The organism is Nocardia sp. JCM 34519.1, assembly GCF_020361265.1.
In the GTDB taxonomy this organism is placed as follows: Bacteria; Actinomycetota; Actinomycetes; order Mycobacteriales; family Mycobacteriaceae; genus Nocardia; species Nocardia arthritidis_A.
This window is the reverse complement of the sequence record NZ_JAIRBR010000025.1, coordinates 104,045-123,950: the sequence shown is the minus strand read 5'-3', so window position 1 is coordinate 123,950 and position 19,906 is coordinate 104,045. Positions and strand designations below refer to the sequence as shown.

General features: G+C 67.7%; 18 protein-coding genes. 10 read left to right on the top strand and 8 right to left on the bottom strand.

Annotated elements, in window-relative coordinates:
- Both LGY53_RS38015 and LGY53_RS38010 read right to left on the bottom strand, forming a co-directional pair.
- A partial coding sequence (locus LGY53_RS38015; RefSeq protein ID WP_305082757.1) for a Sir2 family NAD-dependent protein deacetylase occupies window positions 1–558 on the bottom strand: 558 nt, incomplete at its 3' end.
- A gap of 24 nt (window positions 559–582) precedes the next feature.
- A complete protein-coding gene (locus tag LGY53_RS38010; protein WP_225731536.1) occupies window positions 583–1,287 on the bottom strand; it encodes a TetR/AcrR family transcriptional regulator in 705 nt (234 codons plus the stop codon).
- Window positions 1,288–1,976: 689 nt separating this feature from the next.
- Here LGY53_RS38010 and LGY53_RS38005 point away from each other — a divergent pair.
- The 6 genes from LGY53_RS38005 to LGY53_RS37980 are packed head-to-tail and all read left to right on the top strand — an operon-like array spanning window position 1,977 to window position 7,246.
- Window positions 1,977–3,386, top strand: coding sequence for a sensor histidine kinase (locus LGY53_RS38005; protein WP_225731535.1), 1,410 nt, complete (start codon window positions 1,977–1,979; stop codon window positions 3,384–3,386).
- A complete protein-coding gene (locus LGY53_RS38000) occupies window positions 3,386–3,802 on the top strand; it encodes a roadblock/LC7 domain-containing protein (protein WP_225731534.1) in 417 nt (138 codons plus the stop codon). Before LGY53_RS38005 ends, LGY53_RS38000 begins: the two co-directional genes overlap by 1 nt.
- On the top strand, window positions 3,799–4,146 hold the full coding sequence (locus tag LGY53_RS37995; protein WP_225731533.1) for a DUF742 domain-containing protein: 348 nt from the start codon (window positions 3,799–3,801) through the stop codon (window positions 4,144–4,146). Before LGY53_RS38000 ends, LGY53_RS37995 begins: the two co-directional genes overlap by 4 nt.
- Window positions 4,121–4,753 (top strand): ATP/GTP-binding protein, encoded by a 633-nt coding sequence (locus LGY53_RS37990; protein WP_225731532.1) that lies wholly within the window; start codon window positions 4,121–4,123, stop codon window positions 4,751–4,753. Before LGY53_RS37995 ends, LGY53_RS37990 begins: the two co-directional genes overlap by 26 nt.
- Window positions 4,750–6,021 (top strand): cytochrome P450, encoded by a 1,272-nt coding sequence (locus tag LGY53_RS37985; protein WP_225731531.1) that lies wholly within the window; start codon window positions 4,750–4,752, stop codon window positions 6,019–6,021. Before LGY53_RS37990 ends, LGY53_RS37985 begins: the two co-directional genes overlap by 4 nt.
- 10 nt (window positions 6,022–6,031) lie before the next feature.
- Window positions 6,032–7,246: a cytochrome P450 gene (locus LGY53_RS37980; RefSeq protein WP_225731530.1), complete on the top strand. Its 1,215-nt coding sequence runs from the start codon at window positions 6,032–6,034 to the stop codon at window positions 7,244–7,246.
- A gap of 50 nt (window positions 7,247–7,296) precedes the next feature.
- Here the strand turns inward: LGY53_RS37980 and LGY53_RS37975 are convergent, their stop codons facing one another.
- The 5 genes from LGY53_RS37975 to LGY53_RS37955 all read right to left on the bottom strand — a co-directional run bounded on the left by LGY53_RS37975 (window position 7,297) and on the right by LGY53_RS37955 (window position 13,635).
- Window positions 7,297–8,655, bottom strand: coding sequence for a dihydrolipoamide acetyltransferase family protein (locus tag LGY53_RS37975; RefSeq protein ID WP_225731529.1), 1,359 nt, complete (start codon window positions 8,653–8,655; stop codon window positions 7,297–7,299).
- Between the two features lie 16 nt (window positions 8,656–8,671).
- Window positions 8,672–9,655, bottom strand: coding sequence for an alpha-ketoacid dehydrogenase subunit beta (locus LGY53_RS37970; RefSeq protein ID WP_203217603.1), 984 nt, complete (start codon window positions 9,653–9,655; stop codon window positions 8,672–8,674).
- 49 nt (window positions 9,656–9,704) lie between these two features.
- On the bottom strand, window positions 9,705–10,787 hold the full coding sequence (gene pdhA, locus LGY53_RS37965) for a pyruvate dehydrogenase (acetyl-transferring) E1 component subunit alpha (RefSeq protein WP_225731528.1): 1,083 nt from the start codon (window positions 10,785–10,787) through the stop codon (window positions 9,705–9,707).
- A gap of 12 nt (window positions 10,788–10,799) precedes the next feature.
- Window positions 10,800–12,251: a dihydrolipoyl dehydrogenase gene (gene lpdA, locus LGY53_RS37960; protein ID WP_225731527.1), complete on the bottom strand. Its 1,452-nt coding sequence runs from the start codon at window positions 12,249–12,251 to the stop codon at window positions 10,800–10,802.
- A gap of 178 nt (window positions 12,252–12,429) precedes the next feature.
- The gene (locus LGY53_RS37955) at window positions 12,430–13,635 is read right to left on the bottom strand and encodes a CdaR family transcriptional regulator (RefSeq protein ID WP_225731526.1); all 1,206 of its coding nucleotides are present in this window, start codon (window positions 13,633–13,635) and stop codon (window positions 12,430–12,432) included.
- A 325-nt stretch (window positions 13,636–13,960) separates the two neighbouring features.
- Here LGY53_RS37955 and LGY53_RS37950 point away from each other — a divergent pair, with 325 nt between their 5' ends.
- The 3 genes from LGY53_RS37950 (at window position 13,961) to LGY53_RS37940 (ending at window position 18,048) form a co-directional block, all read left to right on the top strand.
- Complete coding sequence (locus LGY53_RS37950) at window positions 13,961–15,136, top strand: glycosyltransferase family 4 protein (RefSeq protein WP_225731542.1); 1,176 nt, start codon at window positions 13,961–13,963, stop codon at window positions 15,134–15,136.
- Complete coding sequence (locus LGY53_RS37945; protein ID WP_374111294.1) at window positions 15,133–17,280, top strand: glycogen debranching N-terminal domain-containing protein; 2,148 nt, start codon at window positions 15,133–15,135, stop codon at window positions 17,278–17,280. Before LGY53_RS37950 ends, LGY53_RS37945 begins: the two co-directional genes overlap by 4 nt.
- 234 nt (window positions 17,281–17,514) lie before the next feature.
- The gene (locus tag LGY53_RS37940; protein ID WP_225731525.1) at window positions 17,515–18,048 is read left to right on the top strand and encodes an AAA family ATPase; all 534 of its coding nucleotides are present in this window, start codon (window positions 17,515–17,517) and stop codon (window positions 18,046–18,048) included.
- A 13-nt stretch (window positions 18,049–18,061) separates the two neighbouring features.
- Here LGY53_RS37940 and LGY53_RS37935 read toward each other — a convergent pair whose 3' ends face one another.
- Entirely contained in the window at window positions 18,062–18,928 is an 867-nt protein-coding gene (locus LGY53_RS37935) for a LysR family transcriptional regulator (protein ID WP_225731524.1), read from the bottom strand.
- 70 nt (window positions 18,929–18,998) lie between these two features.
- On the opposite strand from LGY53_RS37935, the gene dapA reads away from it, so the two are divergent.
- Window positions 18,999–19,901, top strand: a complete 903-nt coding sequence (dapA, locus tag LGY53_RS37930; protein WP_225731523.1) for a 4-hydroxy-tetrahydrodipicolinate synthase — start codon at window positions 18,999–19,001, stop codon at window positions 19,899–19,901.
- The last annotated feature ends 5 nt before the right edge of the window (window positions 19,902–19,906 follow it).

Sequence of the window (19,906 nt, the reverse complement as noted above, 5' to 3'; positions counted from 1 at the left end):
TATCGGCTCCTCCTCCGCCTTGCCAGGCGACGAGCTGGACCGCGGATGCATCCGGCCGGACTTCGACACAGGGCCTAGCCCGTCGAGCCGCGCCGCCGCGGCGAATCCCGGATTGGCCGCCTCCAGCCGCTCGGCCAGCGCCATCCGGGAGATGAGCGCGTCGCAGCCGAGGCAGCGCACCCGCGCATAGGTGCCGTGCAGGTCGATCACCCGGCGCTGACCCGCCTTGGTGTGCAGCATGTCGACGTTCTGCGTGATCAGGCCGGTGACCGCGCCCATCCTTTCCAGCCGGGCCAGCGCCCGGTGTCCCGCACTCGGCCAGGCACCGTCCATGCGCCGCCAACCGATATGGTTGCGCGCCCAATAGCGTTGCCGGAACACGGGATCGGCGACGAACTGCTGATACGTCATCGGATTGCGGGGCGGCGAATCCGGGCCGCGATAGTCGGGTATGCCGGAATCGGTCGAGAGCCCGGCGCCGGTCAAGACGGCGATCCGGCGCCCGCCGAGCGATTCGAACAGCCGCTCGAATCCGGCCGGTTCCTGGATATCGGGCATGTGTCCAGCGTACGACGCCGGAGATCAGCGCCGCGTGCGCAGGCCGAGCACCGCGAGCGCGTAGTCGGTGAACAGCGGCGCCAGTTCGGGCACCCGGGCGGCACCGGCGTCGACTATCACTCGCCGGGTCCGCTCGCCGATCGCATCGGGGATCAACGCGATGAGGTGGTCGGGCAGCTGCGGCAGTGCCGGATCCGCGGCGCGCGCCTGCGCGTAGAACTCCCGATACAGATCCGCGAATCGGTCGACGGCGAGATCGCGGTAGGCCACCGCGGCCTGCTCGACCTTGAACGACTCGACCAGTACCAGGCGCGCGAAATCGGCTTCGGCGGCGACGGTTTCACAATATGTCGCGACCATCGTTGCGATCTTGGCGACGGCGTCCGCGTCGGCGGGCAGTTGCGCGAGTTCCTCCGCGATCCGGCAGGCCACGATATCGATGCCGGTATGCACCGCCTCGACGAAACACTGCTCCTTGTTCGCGAACTGTTCGTAGAAGGTGCTGCGCGAAACGTGGGCCCGCGCCACGATATCGCTCAGTGTGGTGGCCGAATAGCCTTTGTGCTCAACGCATTCCACCATCGCCTCGATGAGCCTGCCGCGCGGCGACGCCAGCGCCGTCGCCCGGGCCGCCCGATGCCGGTCGGCGAAAGCCGTGCTCACCCACTCCGCCGGCGCACGCTCGCCGGGATCGAACAGGGTTGTCGCGCACGGCCGCTCGTCGGGCATCCATACCTTCTCTCGGGTCGGTTCGGGGTTACGTCCCCACCGCCGGGCCACCGATTCGGCTCGGCCCGCGCCTCATTATCGGGGACGGCGCCGCGGAGTTCAGGAGGTGGGCACAGGATCTGGTTTCCTCGGTACCGGGCCGGAAGTCGATGACGGTGACCGAGATGAAAGATCTGTTCGACATCAGTGGGCCGGGTCACAGTCGGGGCGGTAGCGCGTGTATTGCCGGAATGCGGAAACCGCTGATCAGGGGTTGGCATGCGGGTGACGAGCTGTCGGCTCGGATGGGCCTGTGCACAACATCTTTCGGTGCGGTCCTGGGATGATCTCGCGAAACTTCGCAATATGTATGGCATGTCGGTCGATACGTCGAGCGCGATCGACAACCCTGCTAGGGTGATCGAATCGTCGGGTTCCGGGTTGCTGGCGGGACTCCGCTGTGGGTGGTGGGTGGTGCTGGAATCGCCTGTCCCGCAGGTACTGTGCGGTCCGCCGCCGGTCACTCGCCAGGTGCTCGGCATTCGACGCGGACCGTATCCGGCCTGGTCGGCCGCGGTCGGTGTGGCGAGGAAGGTGGGACGAAACTCTGTGGCAGCTGGCTGTCCACAGCGCCGGAGCGGGCCGACACCGGTTGTGGCGTGGTCAGGTTTTCCGGACGATCCCCGAGCTGGTCGACGACGAGAGAACTGATGAATTTGGATATCGCCGTGGTACTTCCGTGGATCATCGCCGCCGTCCTGGTACTCGCCGTGGCGGGGTACGCGGTACGAACCGGGCACGCGAAGCAGGAGCAGATCACCGCGCTGACGCGGGAACAGCGGGCCCGCGAGGACGCACTGGAACATTTCGCCGTCAGCACGCTACCCGCCGTGACCGAGGCGGTGCGCCGCTTCGAACCGGCGCCGCGGGTGGAACTTCCCGCCGGACTGGAGGATTCGCGGTTCGCCCAATACCTGCGCTGGATCGCCGAACGCGGCGCAGAAGACCTGCGTGCCGTCCAGGCCGAAACCAGGGAGCGCACCAACCGTGAGGCGGACGAGCGCGCGCAGCAGGCGATCCACGCCGCGGAGGAGGCGACCCGCGCCAAGGTGACCGCGAGCGCCCGCGAGGCCACCGCCGCCGCGGTGCGCTCCTTCGGCACCTCGGTGGTGAGCCTCGGCGCCGACGTCGGCCAGATGGTGAGCCAGGCACTGCGCGAACACCGCGACGACGAGGTGTACGGCACGCTGACCCGCATCGACCACACCGTTCAGCAGATGATCCGCCAGGCCCAGTCCTATGTGATCGTCTCCGGCGGCCTGCCCGGCCGCCGCTGGCCGGTCCAGTCGCTGACCGATGTGGTCGGCGGCGCCATCGGCCGCGTCCGGGACTATCTGCGGGTGCGGCCGAACCAACTCGACCGGCTGGTCATCAGCCGCGCCGTCGAACCGCTGGTGCACACCCTGGCCACCCTGCTCGACAACGCGCTGCGCTATTCCCCGCCAACGTCTTTCGTCGATGTGAGCTTCCAGGAGGGGCATCACGGCGTCACCGTCATCATCGACGACGCCGGCGTCAGGATGAACGCCGAACAGATGGAGGAGGCCAGGCAGGTGCTCGCCAACGAGCGCCCGGTGGACATCCACCAGCTCGGGCCGTCCCCGAAGGTCGGCTTCCCCGGTATCGCCGCGCTGGCCCGCCGCTACGGCTTCACCGTCTACATCGACGGACCCAACGCCTACGGCGGTATGCGCGCCATGGTCTACATCCCGGAGGCACTACTTGTCACGCCGCAGGTGGCACCGGCGACGGCCGTGCCGCAGCAGCAGAGCGAACCGCAGCATCAACCCGCACCCGTCCCCGCCGACGAGATCGCACCGGAGCCCGCTTCGGTGACCGTGAGCGAACAGCCAATGGAGGAGCCACAATTCGCGCTGCACGAGATCACCAGCGGCGGACTACCGAAGCGCAGGCGCCGAGATGTCGCGCCTGCCTTGCGGGTTGACGGTCCACGCACCGAACCGGCGCTGGCGCGACCGGATATCGCCGCCGCCTGGCAGACCGGATCCAAGAGCGGCCGCGCCGCCGCTTCCGATCACAGCGAAGGGATGGATTCTTGATGGGCACACCGGCAACCGACAGCGGCAACAAACTGGCCTGGCTACTAGAGGATCTCGAGATTCCCGGGGTCCGCTTCGCGGTCCTGCTCTCCGAGGACGGCCTGCGGATCGCGCATTCGGCCGGCGTCGCCAAGGATGACGCGGAACGGTTCGCGGCCGCCGCGTCGGGGCTGCGTTCGCTCGGTAAGGCGCTCGGCGAATTCTGTGGCGGCAGCGGAAATTCGGTGCGGCAGAACATGACCGAATACGACGAGGGCATGATCCTGATCACCGCGGCCGGTGAGGGCGCGCTGCTCGGCGTCTCCACCACCACCGATATCGACGTGGGCCTCATCGCGCACCGGATGAACGAGCTGGCCGGGCGCGTCGGCCGGGAGCTCGGCGCCGAACCTCGCAGGCGAGCCGACCTGCGATGAGCCGGCCACGTCGCGACCCTGACCTGGTGCGCGCCTATGTGCGCACCGGGGGACGCTCTCGGGCCACCCGTGACCTCGACCTGGTCACGCTGGTGGTCGCCGCCAAGGATCCCGCGCCGGGTGCGAGCCCCGACGCGCGCCGGGTCATGGACGTGGTCCGCCGCGGCTCGCTGTCCATCGCGGAAATCGCCGCGTACCTCGATCTGCCGCCCTCGGTGGTGAAGATCGTCGCGTCGGATCTGCTGGACAGCGGACATTTGAACTCACCGGCACCGGCCGATGCGCTGCCGGACCTGGCCCTCTTGGAGGAGGTACTGAATGGGCTCCGTGCTCTCGCCGTCTGATGTCGATCCGGGTGGGTGGCGGCCGGCGGAGCGGGTGAACTATGTCGCCGAGACGGTGACCCGGTCGGTGAAGTTGTTGGTGGCGGGCAATTTCGGTGTCGGCAAGACGACCTTCGTCGGCAGCGTTTCGGAGATCAAACCGCTGCGCACCGAGGAGACCATCACCGAGGCGAGCGTCGGCGTCGACGATATGGCGGGTCTGCCCGGCAAGTCGACCACAACGGTCGCAATGGATTTCGGCCGCATCACGCTGAATCCCGAACTGGCGCTGTATCTTTTCGGCACGCCGGGGCAGCAGCGGTTCGTGCCGCTGTGGGAGGAATTGGCCCGCGGTGCGCTCGGCGCGCTGGTGCTGGTCGACACCCGCCGCATCGAGAAGGCCGACGAGGTGCTCTCGGTACTGGAGGAGCGCGGCGTGCCGTATTCGGTGGCGGTGAACCAATTCGAGGGCGCCAAACAGTTCCCGCTCGACGAGGTGCGCGATGCGCTCGATCTCACCCCCGACACCCCGCTGACCATGCTGGACGCCCGCGACCGCGGCACCTGTCTGCGCTCGCTGATCACGCTCGTCGAATTCCTGTTCCGCAGAATGGAAGGACGTCTTTGACCCCGTCGCAGCGACTATCCACCGCCGGGTCCACCGAACAAGCCCGCTGCCCGGTCGCGCACGGGTCGCCGGTGGACACCGACGGACCAAGGGTCGCACTGTATTCCGAGCAGTTCGCCGCCGATCCGCACCGCGCCTACCGCGAAATGCGTCGGAAATTCGGCTCATTGGTGCCGGTGGACCTCGCGCCCGGCGTACCGGCGACCCTGGTGATCGGCTATCACACCGCGGTGCGCATCCTCAACGATCCGGACCACTTTCCGGCCGACCCGCGCATCTGGCAGCGCGAGATACCGGGTGAGTGCCCGATTCTGCCGATGCTGGAGTGGCGCCCGAACGCATTGCGCAGCGCGGGCCTCGAACATGCGCGCTACCGGCAGGCCAATATCACCGCCATCGGCGAAATCGATTTGCACGCACTGCATTCCACGGTGGAACGGATCGCGATCCCGCTGATCAACAGTTTCTGCGGCGACGGCGTCGCCGATCTGATCAGTCAGTACGCCTTCCCGCTCACCTTCGCCGCGTTGAACGAAATGCTCGGCTGCCCGGCCGAGATCGGTCAGCAGGTGGCCACCGGCATGGCCGCGATGTTCGAGGGCGTCAACGCCGACAAGGGCAACCAGATGCTCACCGACGCGCTGTACGAGCTGGTGATGCTGAAGCGGCGTGAACCGGGTGACGACGTCACCTCGCGGCTGATCGCCCACCACGCCGGGCTCGGCGACGAGGAGATGATCCATCAGCTGGTGACGCTCTACGGCGCGGGTATCGAACCGCAGCAGAACCTGATCGTGAACACCCTGCTGCTGATGCTCACCGACGATCGATTCGCCGGAAATGTGTTGGGCGGCAGCCTATCCACCCGCGACGCGCTGGACGAGGTGCTGTTCAACGACCCGCCGATGGCCAACTACTGCGTGTCCTACCCGAAGCAGCCGATCCTCATCGACGAGGTGTGGCTGCCCGCGCATCAGCCGGTGGTGATCAGCATGACCGGCTGCAACAACGATCCGGCGATCGACGCGGGCGGCTACACCGACAACCGCTCCCATCTCGCGTGGAGCGTCGGCCCGCACGCCTGCCCGGCCCGCTCGGTGGCCTATCTGGTGGTGCAGGACGCCATCGACCAATTGCTCGACGCGCTACCCGAAATGCGTCTGTCCGTACGGCCCGAGCACCTCACCTGGCGGCCTGGGCCCTTCCATCGCGCTCTGGTGTCCCTACCGGTCACCTTCCCGAAATCCCCTCCGCTCAACGTGTATTAAGGAGATTCCGATGGATCAACCGCCCCTAGTCCTCGATCCCACCGGAACCGATATCCAGGGCGAATCCGCGCGGATTCGCGAGCGCGGCCCCGTGACAAAGGTGGAATTGCCCGGCGGCGTGCAGGCTTGGTCGGTAACCGATCAGGTGCTGCTGAAGCAGCTGCTGGTGGATCCGCGGGTGTCCAAGGACGCCAAACAGCACTGGCCTGCCTTCATCAACGGTGAAATCCCGCCCGACTGGCCGCTTTTCCTGTGGGTGGCGGTGAACAACATGTTCACCGCGTACGGCGCCGACCACCGGCGGCTGCGCAAACTGGTCGCCCCGGCGTTCACCGCGCGCCGCACCGAGGCGATGCGGCCGCGGATCGTCGCGATCACCGACGAACTCCTCGACGAGCTGGCCGCGCAGGACGGAATCGTCGATCTGCGTGAGGGTTTCGCGTACCCGCTGCCGATCCGGGTGATCAGCGAGCTGATGGGCGTGCCGGAGGCGCTGAATCCCGGACTGCGCAAATGCGTCGACGGCATCTTCGACACCACCCTCACCCCGGAGCAGTCGCAGGCCAACTATATGGAGATGTACCGGATTCTGGCCGAACTGGTCGCATTCCGGCGGGAACATCCCGGCGACGATATGACCAGCCTGCTGATCGCACACCGGGACGAGGACGACGGCTCACAGCTCACCGAACAGGAACTGATCGACACCCTGCTGCTCGTCATCAGCGCCGGGCACGAGACCACGGTCAACCTGCTCGACCAGGCCATCTTCGCGCTGCTCACCCGGCCCGAGCAGCGGGCGAGTCTGCTTGCGGGCCAAGTGGGTTGGTCCGATCTGGTAGAGGAGTCGCTGCGTTTCGAGGCGCCGGTGGCGCATCTGCCGCTGCGCTTCGCCGCCGAGGATATCGAGCTGGACGGCGGCATCAGCATCGCCAAGGGCGAACCGATCCTGGCGTCCTACGCGGCCGCTAACCGCGATCCGAAGGTGCACGGCGCGACCGCCGACGAATTCGATGTGACCCGAGCGACCAAGGAGCACTTGGCCTTCGGCTACGGCGCCCATCACTGCCTGGGTGCGCCGCTCGCCCGCCTGGAGGCGGAGGTGGCGCTGCCCGCCATCTTCCAGCGGTTCCCGAATATGCGGCTGGCAGCGGATATTTCGGAGCTCGGCACGGTGGCGAGCTTCATCTCCAACGGTCACCACCAGTTGCCGGTGACCCTGTAGAAATTTCCTTCGAGGGGTGCCGAACTGCGGCGGCACCCCTCTGGTCGGCACTACGTGACGATGCGCAGCGGTTGTTCGATGATCGACTTCAGCTGCTGCAGGAACCGGGCGCCGGTCGCGCCGTCGATCGCGCGATGATCGGCGGACAGCGTCACCCGCAGGATCTTCCGGACCACGATTTCACCGTCGGCGAGCCGCAATTCGTCGGTGGCCGCGCCGACCGCGAGGATGGCGGCCTCGGGCGGGTTGATGACCGCGGCGAACTGTTCGATTCCGAACATGCCCAGGTTCGAGATGGTGAAGGTGCCGCCGGACATTTCGTCGGCACGCAGCCGGCCCGCGCGGGCGCGTTCGGCCTTTTCCACTGTCTCCGCGGCGATTTCGGAGACGCCCTTCCGGTCGGCATCCCGGATCACCGGCACGACGAGACCGGTGGGGATCGCCACCGCGACACCCAGGTGAATGCCATTGTGCCGCAACAGCTTATCTCCGGCAAAGGAGACGTTGACGCCCGGATCGGTGCGCAGCGTCGCGGCCACCGCCTTGACGATGAGATCGTTGACGCTGACCTTGCCCTTACCCGCGCTCTGCAGCGTGCCGTTGACCTCGGCCCGGAAGGCCAGCAGATCGGTCACATCGATGGCGCTGGTCAGATAGAAGTGCGGGGCCTGCTGTTTGCTCTCGGTGAGGCGCTTCGCGGCGACCCGCTGGATATTGCTCAGCGGTTCCTCGGTGTAATCGCCCGCCGGTGCGGCGGATCCGGTTGCGGCATCGGCTGTTCCGTTAACCGACGCTCCCTGTGGGGTCGCCGCCGGTATCGCGGTCGGCTGTCCGGCGTCGGTATCCTGGCGTGTGCTCGGTGTCGCGGTGGCCCGGTGCGCCGCCTCGACATCTTGGCGGGTGATACGGCCGCCCGGGCCGGTGCCCCGCACGGTGGCGATATCGATTCCGAGCTCGCCCGCGATCTTGCGCGCAAGCGGGGACGACTTCGGTCGCACGCCGTTGCCGGGCGAAACGCTCTGTGCGCCAGCGCTCGACGTCGCGTCACCGGTCGACGCCACAGCTCCGGGCACATCGGCAACGGATGTGCCACCGGCGGCGTCATCCGGGTCGAGCGATCCCGCAGCCGCGCTCGCCGAACCGGCAACCGGCGCAGCGGATTTCCCGGCCCCGCTACCGTCGCCGACCAATGCGATCGGCGCGCCGATCGCCACCCGGGTTCCCGGTTCGACCAGGATCTGTTCCAGCACCCCGTCGTCGTAGGCCTCCAATTCCATCAGGGCCTTGTCGGTTTCGATTTCGGCCAGCACGTCACCGCGCGCGACCTGGTCGCCGACCTGTTTGAGCCAGGCGGAGACGACGCCGTCCTCCATGGTGTCGGAGAGCCGGGGCATGGTGATTTCGGGCATGGGTGTCCTCCGGATCTCAGCGTCGTTTGCCGACGGCGGCAAGGGTTTCCACGGCGGCGGTGTACAGCGAGTCGGCCGACGGCAGCGCGAGCCGCTCGAGTGGTTTCGCGTAGGGGAGCGGCACCTCGGCCATCGCGACCCGCCGCACCGGCGCGTCGAGGTAGTCGAAGGCGCCGTCGGAGATGGAGGCGGCCACCTCCGCGCCGATACCGTAGGTGAGCCAGTCGTCCTCGCCGATCACGGCGCAGCCGGTCTTGCGCACCGAGGCGACGATGGTGTCGCGGTCCAGCGGGCGCAGGCTGCGCAGGTCGACGACCTCCGCCGAAATACCTTCCGCGGCAAGTCTTTCGGCGACCTGGGTGCAGACCGTCGCCATGCGCGAGTAGCCGATCAGGGTGATGTCGGTCCCGGTGCGGGTCACCGCGGCCTTGCCGATCTGGGCGGCCGGAAGATCTTCCGGCACTTCGCCTTTGGTGTTGTAGAGCGAAAGGTTCTCCAGGAACAGTACCGGATCGTCGTCGTCGATGGCGGCCTTGAGCAGTGCCCTGGCATCGGCCGGGGTGCTCGGCGCCACCACCTTCAGCCCGGGGACGAACGCGTAGTAGAGCTCGATGTTCTGCGAATGCGTCGCACCCAGCTGCTGCCCGCCGCCACCCGGGGTCCGGATGACCATGGGCACGCTGGTCTGTCCGCCGAACATGCCGTAGATCTTGGCGGCGTGGTTGACGATCTGATCCAGCGCGAGCAGCGAGAAGTTGATCGTCATGATCTCCACGACCGGGCGCAGGCCGAGCATGGCCGCGCCGATCGCGGCGCCGACGAAACCCTCCTCGGCGATGGGCGTGTCGCGCACCCGCTTTTCGCCGAATTCGGCGAGCAGGCCCGCGGTGATCTTGTAGGAGCCCTCGAAGACGCCGATCTCCTCGCCGATGAGGAAGATATCGTCGTCGCGCCGCATCTCCTCGCGGAGGGTTTCGCGCAGCGCTTCCCGATAGGTCATGACAGCCACGGTGATGTAATCCTTTTCAGGCGATAGCCCTGCGCCAGGGCTAGGCGAAGAGTGGGTCGGCGGGCAGGCGGTGGGAATCGCCGGGCACCGGGGTCGCGTAGTTGTAGTCGAACAGACTCGACGGCTCGGGATGCGGGCTGGAATCGGCGAATTCGACCGCAGCGGCCACGCTTTCGGCCACCTCACGCTCGATGTCGGCGGCCGATTCCGCGGTGAGCACGCCCGCGTCGAGCAGTTTGGCATGCCAGATCTCGATCGGATCGTGCGAGCGGGCCGTCGAAACCATATCGCTGCTGCGATATTTCGCCGGATCGACGACGGAATGCCCCTTCAGCCGGTAGCTCACCGCCTCCAGCAGCGCCGGTTTGCCTTCGCGGCGGGCGGTTTCGATGAGCTCGCTCGCCATATCGCGCACGGCGAGCACATCGGTGCCGTCGACGCGTTCGCCGCGCATGCGGTAGGCGGCGGCGCGCTTCCACAGATCCGGTTCGGCGGAGGAGCGTTCGACGGTGGTGCCCATGCCGGTCTGGTTGTTGATCACCAGGAATACGATCGGCAGCCGCCACAGCGCCGCGATATTCAGCGATTCGTGGAAGGCGCCGATATTCGTTGTGCCCTCGCCCATCTGGCACACCACCACATCGTCGCCGCCGCGATAGTCGACGGCGAGCGCCGCGCCGATGGCGAGCGGAACCTGGCCGCCGACAATGGCATAGCCGCCGAGCAGCCGGGTCGCGGTGTCGTACATGTGCATCGACCCGCCCCAGCCCTTGGAGGTGCCGGTGGCCCGGCCGTAGAGCTCGGCCATCACCCGGCCGGGTTCGATGCCCTTGGCGAGGGCGTAGCCGTGTTCGCGGTAGTTGGTGAACAGGTAGTCGGTGGGGCGCATGGCGGCGCCGAGCCCGACGACGGTGGCCTCCTCGCCCAGATTGAGGTGGCAGTAGCCGCCGATCTTGGCCTGCTGGTAGGCCTGCGCGGTGCGCTCCTCGAAGCGGCGCACGAACAGCATATCCCGGTAGAGGCGTACCAGGGTTTCCGGATCCGTTGCGGTGAGCCGGTTTTCGGCGGCAGCGGGTTTACCGGACTTACGGGTGGTCTTGCGCGGTGCGGTCGAAGTTGTCACGATCGGTGCTCCTCAACGCTTCTTGCGCGGCGCGACGTGCACGGGCAGGCCGAGCGCGCTGAGCGCGGCCTCCATGCCGATCTCGCCGAGGGTCGGGTGGGCGTGGATGGTGTCGGCCAATTCGTCGAGGGTGGCCTCCAGCGTGATGGCCAGCGCGCCCTCGGTGATCAGATCACTGGCCGACGGGCCGATGATGTGGACGCCCAGGACCTCCTGATGTTGTTTTCCGGCAACGATTTTCAGGAACCCCTCGGTATCGCCGAAGGTCTTCGAGCGGCCGAGCGCCGCGAACGGGAACCGCGCGGTGATCACCTCGTGGCCCGCCGCCTTCGCCGCGGCCTCGGTGAGCCCGACGCTCGCGATCTCCGGATGGGTGAAGGTGGCTGCCGGAATCGCGGCGTAGTCGATCCGGACATCGTGTCCGGCAATGACATCCGCGGCGGTGAGGCCCTGATGGGATGCGACGTGCGCGAGCAGCGCCCGGCCGGTCACATCGCCGATCGCGTGCACATGCTCGACGCCGGTGCGCAACTGGTCGTCCACCGGAATGAAACCCCGTGCGTCGGTGACGATTCCGGTCTTCTCCAGATCGAGTTCGGCGGTATTGGGTTTACGGCCGACCCCGACCAGCACCACGTCGGCGTCGATCTCCTGCCCCTTCGGGCCCTCGACGGTCACCCGCAGCGCGTCGGTCTGCGCGATCGCGGCGACCGTATGCCCGGTGAGCACGGTGATGCCACGCTTGGTGAAGGAGCGGCCGAGCGCTGCGGAGATGTCCTTGTCCTCGGCGGGCACCAACCGGTCCTGCATTTCGACGACGGTCACCCGGCTGCCGAAAGTGGCGAACAGACTTGCCCATTCGGCGCCCACCGCGCTGCCGCCGACGATGACGATCCGGTCCGGGACCTCGGTCAGGCCGAAGGCGCCGTCGGAGGTGATCACGCCGGGCAGGTCGGCGCCGGGGATGGGCAGGCGCGCGGGTACCGAGCCGGTCGCGATGATCACGTCACGCGCGGAAACACTGCGGATGAACTTCCCCGGCGCCGCGGCGTAGCGCGGACCGTCGGGCGCGATCGGCGACGGACCCGTTTCGTACAGGTCGACGGTGGTCGGGCCGGTGAATCGCGCGTGGCCCGCCAGCACCGAAACACCGTTGGCCGCAAGCAGTCCCGCGACACCGTCGGTGAGTTCGGTGACGATACCGTCCTTGCGGCGCCGCACCGCACCGTAGTCGAAGCGCACATTGTCCGTGAGGACGCCGAATTCGGCTGCATCCTTTACGGTTTGGAAGACCTCTGCGGAACGCAGCATCGCCTTGGTCGGGATGCATCCCCAATTCAGGCACACCCCGCCGGGGCGCTCCTTCTCCACCAGGCCCACCGACAGACCACGCTGCGCGGCGCGGATGGCCGCCACATACCCGCCCGGCCCACCCCCGACCACCAGCAGATCGAATTCCGGCACTCGTGGTGCTCCTCAATCTCGAATGATTCATCCGCGCCGAGGTTGTGGCACGGACCATGCCGGAAAAGTCTTTCGCGCCAGAATTGCACACACAATGCCCCGAAAGCCCAGGTTTGCGGGATCGAAAATGGGCGCTATGCACAATTTGTACCCGACGGTAGGACCGGCGGTACCGGCCTCAACCAGTGATTTCAGGCAGGTTCAGCGCCGTGAGGGCGAGGGTGAGCTCGAGGTATGCACGCTGTCCGTCGAGCGGCCTGCCGAGCAGATGGGTGATCCGCTGCAGCCGGTTCAGCACCGTGTTGCGGTGGCAGTGCAGCCGCGCGGCCGCGTGCGCGGCCGAACAGTTCTCGGCCAGCCACGCGGCGAGGGTGTCCAGCAGTACGTCGCGTTCTTTCGCGGGCAATTCCAGCACCGGACCGAGCAGATGCGCGGTGAGCAGCCGGGTCAGATCGGGGGAGCGCACCAGCAGCGCCTCCGGATAACGCTCGTCGAGTGAGATCAGCTCGATCGCGTTGTGTGGCAACGTCTCCAGGGCGACGAGTGCCAACTCGTGCGCCGAATCCAGTTGTGCCAGTTGGGCGACCGCGGGCGAGCAGCCGGTGCGGCCGCGGTTGAGCGGGCGCAGCCGGTGCAGCACCGCGCCGGCGTCCCGGTGTTCCAGCGCGACGATGCCGATGGCGGTATCCACCCTGCTGTGCCAGACCGAACGAATTCCCAAGGCCGCCAACACCGTTTCCGCACCGGGCAGTACCGGTGCGCCGTCGGTCCTCGGCTCGGCCGCCAGCACCAGGTAGGCGCCGTGCGCGGGTAGGTCCAGTTCGCGTGCCGCCTGCGCGGCGAAGGTCGCGTCGTGCGCGCGGCCCGCGAGCAGATCCTCGATGAGCGCATGCCTGCGCCGCTCGTCCCGGCGCACCTGTTCGAGCTGGGTATTGCGGTAGGAGGTCGACAGCGCCGACGACAGCCCATCGATCACCGTCCACATCGCGGTGCCGACGTCCCTGATCTCCTGCGGTCGCGTCCCGGTGTGCTCGGCATTGTCCAGCAGCGCCTCCCAGATGATCCGGCCGCCGAGCCGGAAGGTGCGCAGCATCGCCTCCAGCGGCACCCCCTGCTCGGCGCGCCGTCGCCCGATGGCCGCGGCAACATCGTCGTGATCCGGGTCGGCGGCGGCGCCGGTCAGCAGGTCGAGGATGCGGGTGAGGTACCGGCGGCAGCCGTCGCGCAGATCCGCGCGCGGTACCGAGGTGTAGTCGTTCCATTCCGGGTTGTCGGTGAATACGGCCGCCATCAGCCGCCTGGTCAGCACGGGAGTCTCGGTGCGGCAGCGCTCGGCGAGCCGCTGGATGCCCGGGGTCGGTGGTGCTGATCGTGGCGTCGCCATTCGTTCGACGCTACCGGGTCGCCGTCGCGGTCACGGCCGCGGCGCTCTGCCACGTTTGAAATCCGAACAGTGGGTAAACATTCAGCAGACGGTCTGTTCGATGAGGCGAACCAGGTAGCCGCCAAAATGTGAAACCGCTTGTCGGCCCCCTGTTTCCGCCGCACCCGTCCGGCTCGCGAATTCTCTTCCCGGCGAGCGCTTTTCCCCAATTCAATAGTGCAGTCCCACCGGACCACCCTGGTCTGGACGTTCGACCATCACGAGATCGCTTGTCCGCAGCAACGACGGCTGAGGAGGAAAGACCGTGAGCAGTGTATTGGCCGATATGGATTCGGCACTGAAACGACGGACTACCGATGCGGCACTGCACATCGTGCTGGTGGCGCCACCCTACTTCTCGGTGCCGCCATCCGGATACGGCGGGGTGGAGGCGGTAGTGGCGCAGCTCGCCGACGCGCTGGTCGCGCGCGGTCATCGGGTGACACTGCTCGGGGCAGGGGAGCCCGGCACGCGGGCGCGGTTCATCCCGCTGTGGGAAACCACGCAGGCCGCGGCCCTCGGCGACCCGTTTCCGGAGGTGATGCACGCACTGAAGGTGCGGCGCTGTGTGCAGCGACTGGCGGCCACCGAGCATATCGACGTGGTGCACGACCACACGTTCGCCGGTCCGCTGAACGCGCCCGCCTACCGCGCCCTCGGCATCCCGACGGTGATCACCGTGCATGGCCCGGTCGAGGACGGACCCGGCGACTACTACCGCGCGATGGCGGCCAGCGCGCAACTGGTCGCGATCAGCGACCGGCAGCGCTCGCTCGCGCCCGATCTCAACTGGATCGGCCGGGTGCACAACGCCATCGATCCGGATACCTGGCCGTTCCAGGCCGAAAAGCAGGACTACCTGCTCTTCCTCGGCCGCTATGCCCCGTACAAGGGCGCCCACCTCGCATTGCCCGCCGCACATGCGGCCGGCCGCAGGCTGGTGCTGGCCGCGAAATGCAACGAGCGTCCGGAGCGGGCCTATTTCGACAGCGAGGTCCGGCCGCTGCTCACCGCGTCGGACTTCGTATTCGGCGAGGCCGACGCGGTGGCCAAGCGGCTGCTGCTGTCGCAGGCGCGCTGCCTGCTCTTCCCGATCCGCTGGGAGGAGCCGTTCGGCATGGTGATGATCGAGGCGATGGCCTGCGGCACACCGGTGGTCGCGCTGCGCGGCGGTGCCGTCTCGGAGGTGATCGAGGACGGTGTCACCGGTTTCATCTGCGATGATCCGGCCGAACTGCCCGACGCCATCGCCGCGATCGACAGCATCGATCCGCGCAAATGCCGCCTGCGTGTCGAGCAGCTGTTCAGCATCGACCGGCTCGGTTCCGGCTACGAGGCCGCGTACCGGGCGGCGGTCGTCCGCGCGGACGACGGGATCGAGTTCCCGAAGATCGATGCCGCCGAATCCCATCTGGCCGGTGCCGTGACGCTGTTGCACGGTGGTGAGCGGAGCAGGCCGTGACCGTGCCGCGGATCTTCAACGCGGGGCCGCCGGTCGGCGTCGGTGGTGGTCATTCGACCATCACCCTGGTCGAGGCCAGCACATTCTGCCTGTCCGATCAGCACGGCGATATCCACCCCGGCGGCACGCTCGGTCTGTTCTACCGGGACGCGCGGGTGCTGTCGCGCTGGGTGTTGACGGTCGACGGGCATCCGGTGGAGCAGCTCAGCGTGCAGGCCTCGGAGGCGTTCGACGCCCGTTTCCTGCTGCGCCTGCCGCCCCGGCCGGGGCTGGCCGACAGTACGGTGCTGATCGAGCGGCACCGCCGGGTCGGCGGCGGCCTGGAGGAGACGCTCACGGTTCACAACCTGGGCGGCGAGGACACCGCGCTGACGCTGACCATTCATATCGACGCCGATTTCGCCGATCTGTTCTCGGTGAAGGAGGGCCGCAGCAAACACGGCACCGCCGAGGTGGCGGTGGCCGGCGACGAACTGCATCTGACCGCGCACGCGGATCCGGGACGCGGGCTGGTGGTCACCGCCAACGGCGACCCGATGGTGCTGCCCGGCACCATGAATTGGCGCGCGGTCGTGCCGTCCCGCGGCAACTGGTCGGCGACGGTGCGGGCACAGCCGGTGGTCGGGCATCAGCGCACCCAGGTGACGCAGGCGCCCGCCGACGGTCCGGCGGGCCGGATCACCGCGTGGCGGGCCACCGCGACCGATCTCACCGCGACCGATCCCGGTCTGGCGCATATGTTGCGGCACACCGAGAGCGATCTCGGCGCGCTGCGGATCGAAAGTCACGACGGGCTTTCGTCTTTCGTCGCGGCGGGTGCGCCATGGTTCATGACGCTGTTCGGCCGCGACAGCCTGCTGACCTCGTGGATGGCGCTGCTGCTCGATCGCGGGCTGGCGATGGGCACCCTGCGCAGATTGGCGAAACTACAAGGCAAAGAGGTCAATCCGGTGACCGAGGAAGAGCCGGGCCGGATCATGCACGAGATGCGGCGCGGCCCGGCCGGCGATCAGGTGCTCGGCGGCACCGTGTATTACGGCTCGGCCGACGCGACGCCGCTGTTCCTCATGCTGCTGGCCGAATGCCGGAGATGGGGTGCGCCCGACGACGCGGTTCGCGACCTACTGCCCGCCGCGGATGCCGCGCTGGATTGGATCGAGCACTTCGGCGACGCGGACGGCGACGGCTTCGTCGAATATCACCGGAAAACCGATCGGGGACTGTCGAATCAGGGTTGGAAGGATAGCTTCGACGCGATCAACGACGCCGCGGGCGACCTCGCCCATCCGCCGATCGCGCTGTGCGAGGTGCAGGGCTATGTGTACGCGGCGTGGCTGGCCCGCGCCGAATTGGCGGAGGCCTTCGGCGATTCCCGCGTCGCGCAGCGCTCGCGCGCCGCGGCGGCCGAGCTGAAGCGAAAGTTCAACGAGGCCTTTTGGATACCCGAAAAGGGGTGGTATGCAATGGCTTTGGATCGCGACAAACGACCGGTCGACGCGCTGGCCAGCAATGCGGCGCACTGCCTGTGGACCGGAATCATCGACGACGAGCATGCGGGCGAACTGGTCGCCGCCATGGCCGATCCGGCGATGGACAGCGGATTCGGGTTGCGCACCTTGGCAATCGGCATGGGTGCGTACAACCCGATGAGCTACCACAATGGTTCGGTCTGGCCGCACGACACCGCGATCGCGGTGGCCGGTCTGCTGCGCTACCGGCATATTCCGGGTGCGCTCGCCCTCGCCGAGAAGTTGACCGGCGGCATCGTCGCCGCCGCGCTCGCCTTCGACGGCAGACCGCCGGAGTTGTTCTGCGGCTTCGCCAGAGATCAGTTCCCGGCGCCGATTCCGTATCCGACGTCGTGTTCCCCGCAGGCCTGGGCCAGCGCCGCGCCACTGCTGCTCGTCCGGTCCTTCCTCGGGTTGGCGCCGGATGTGCCGCGGCGGACGCTCACCGTCGCGCCGCGCATCCCGGCGGATTGGGGCAGGCTCGTCCTGACCGATCTGCGCCTCGGTCCGGTGACCGTGCGCATCGAGGCCGAGGGCACCGACCTGCTGGTGCGCGGCCTGCCCGACGACTGGACGCTGGACGAGCCGGGCGCCCGTACCGATGAGCCGGTATACGTATCGGTCGCGGAGGCCTGAATTTCCATTTGTCTTCGAGTGCAACACGATTGGCTCCGAATATGACGGGTATGTCAGTACTGTCGGCAACCGCGGGTCGCCGTCACCGTCAACGGCGACGAGATCTCAACGGCGAGATCTGGGTCGGTGCACCCGCGGTCGAGGTGCGGCACATGACATCGCTGCCTGGATCGTGTACACCGGTGACGTGCCATCCTTCGAGGTTCGACCGGGAGTTCGGTTTTGCCGCGCGGGGTGAGCACACTCGTTGTGATCCGGGGCAATTCGGCGTCCGGCAAGTCGACGGTCGCGGCGGCGGCGCAGCGCAGATTCGCCCGCGGGCGGTGCGTTGTCATCCCGCAGGACGTGGTGCGCAGGCAGATGGTTCGCGAGGCGGACCGGTCCGGTGGATTCAACATCGAGTTGATCGAACATATTGCGGCGCTGTGTCTTTCGCGCGGACTGGTGGTGATCGTCGAGGGTATCCTCGACGCCAGGCGATACGGTGCGATGCTGGAGCGGCTGGCCGCCGCCGCGCGGGCCGCGCTGTTCTACAGCTTCGATCTGACCTTCGAGGAAACCCTGCTGCGGCATGCCGGACGCCCGCAGTCGGCCACCATTCCGGAATCGCAGATGGCGCTGTGGTTCCACGGCTGGCAGCCGCTGTCCTTCGTCGGCGAGACCAGGATCGACAGCAACTGGACCGTCGAGGACACCGTCGACCGGATCTGCCGCGATATCCGCGCGGCCCGCAGGTCCGGCGGGGTCCGGTCCACGGAACGGGCCTGAAAAGCGAATCGGCTCATCGGAAATCAGCCACCGAGGCCTTCAGCGCCGATCTGGCGGCATCGATCGCCGGATGTGCGCCGGTGCCGCGCCGGTACGCCAGATGCGTTCTGCGCCTTGTCCGCAGTGGTGTCAGGGTGACGCCGGGCGGTGGTTCGAGCGCGCCGAGCCCGGGTACCAGCGCCACGCCCTGACCGGCGGCGACCAGCGCGAGCACGGTGCCGAAATCGTCGGCGTGATGGCGGATCCGCGGCGTGAATCCGGCGGCCTGGCACGCCCGTACCGTCATGGTGTGGCAGAGCGTGCCGGGTGTGCTTGCGATCCAGGGGCTTTCCCGTCGCATATCGAGTGATCCATCGGAAAGCGCCGCCAGATAGACGGTTTCGGTGAGCAGCGGTTCGGTATCGAGCGCCGGATCGCGTTCGACCGGCACGTAGTCGTACTCCTGGACCAGTGCGACATCGAGCGTCCCGGCCCGCAGCGCGCCCGGCGCGAGCACCGGATCCAGTTCGGAGACGAACAGTTCCAGGCGCGGATGCGCGGTGCTCAACGCCACCAGGGCGGGGGAGAGGATGGTGCGCACCGCGGTGGGGAATACGCCGATCCGCAGATGTCCGGTGAGTTCGTCCCCGGTGAGTTCGGCGGCGGCCTGTTCCAGCACGGCCAGAATGGTTTCCGCGTGCGCGACCAGCCGGTGCGCGGCCGGGGTGAGCGTCACCCGGCGCCCGGTGCGCTCCAGCAGCGGCGTACCCGCCTCGCGTTCCAGCGCGGTGAGTTGCTGGGATACCGCCGACGGCGTGTAGTTGAGCGCTTCGGCCACCGCGGCGATCGTCTCCCGGTGGGCCAGTTCGCGCAGCAGGCGGAGTTTACGGACATCGAGCATTACCTCAGCTTATGCTCAGCGGCAGAAATGTGAACTGGACCTGAAGCTTTTCGCGCGCGAACCTGGAACCATGACGCTTGCAGGCCTTTTCATCCCCCTGATCACGCCGTTCACCGCGGGTGGTGACCTCGCCGCCGACGCGCTGGAGCGGCTCGCGCACGAGGTACTGGCCGACGGCGCCACCGGCATCGTCGCCCTCGGCACCACCGGCGAACCGGCGACGCTCACCGCCGAGGAACGGGAGACCGTCATCCGAATCTGCGCGAACGTGTGCCGGGAACATAACGCGCCCTTGATCGTCGGTACCGGATCCAACTCCACCGCGGGCTCACACGCGGCACTGCGCGACCTCGATCCGGGGCTCACCGCCGCGCTGACCGTCGTCCCCTACTACACCCGGCCGTCGGAGGCCGGTGTGCTCGCACATTTCCGCAGCCTCGCGGCAACCAGCCCGATACCGCTGATCGTCTACAACATCCCGTACCGCACCGGACGCCCGCTCGGCGCGGATACCCTTGTCGCCCTTGCCGAAACACCGAATATCATCGGCGTCAAACAGGCCGTCGGCGCGATCGACGAGACCACGATCGAGCTGATGCGCAGGCGCCCCGTCGATTTCGCGGTGCTGGCTGGTGACGACCTGTTCATCGCTCCGCTGCTGGCCCTCGGCGCGGCGGGCGGCATTCTCGCCTCCGCCACCGTCGCGACCGCGGAGTTCGCCGACCTGATCGCGCTGTGGCACAAGGGGTCCGTCGATGCGGCGCGCGCCATCGGCCACCGCCTCAGCGCGCTGTCGTCCGCATTGTTCGCCGAACCGAACCCGACGGTCATCAAATCGGTACTCGCCGCACAGGGCCGAATTCCCAGCCCGGCCGTCCGGCTGCCATTGTTACCGGCCGGCGAATCGGCCACAATGGCCGCGCTCGCACTCGCCGACGAATTTCCGCCAGCACGGAAGTTCCGAATTCACTAGAGAAA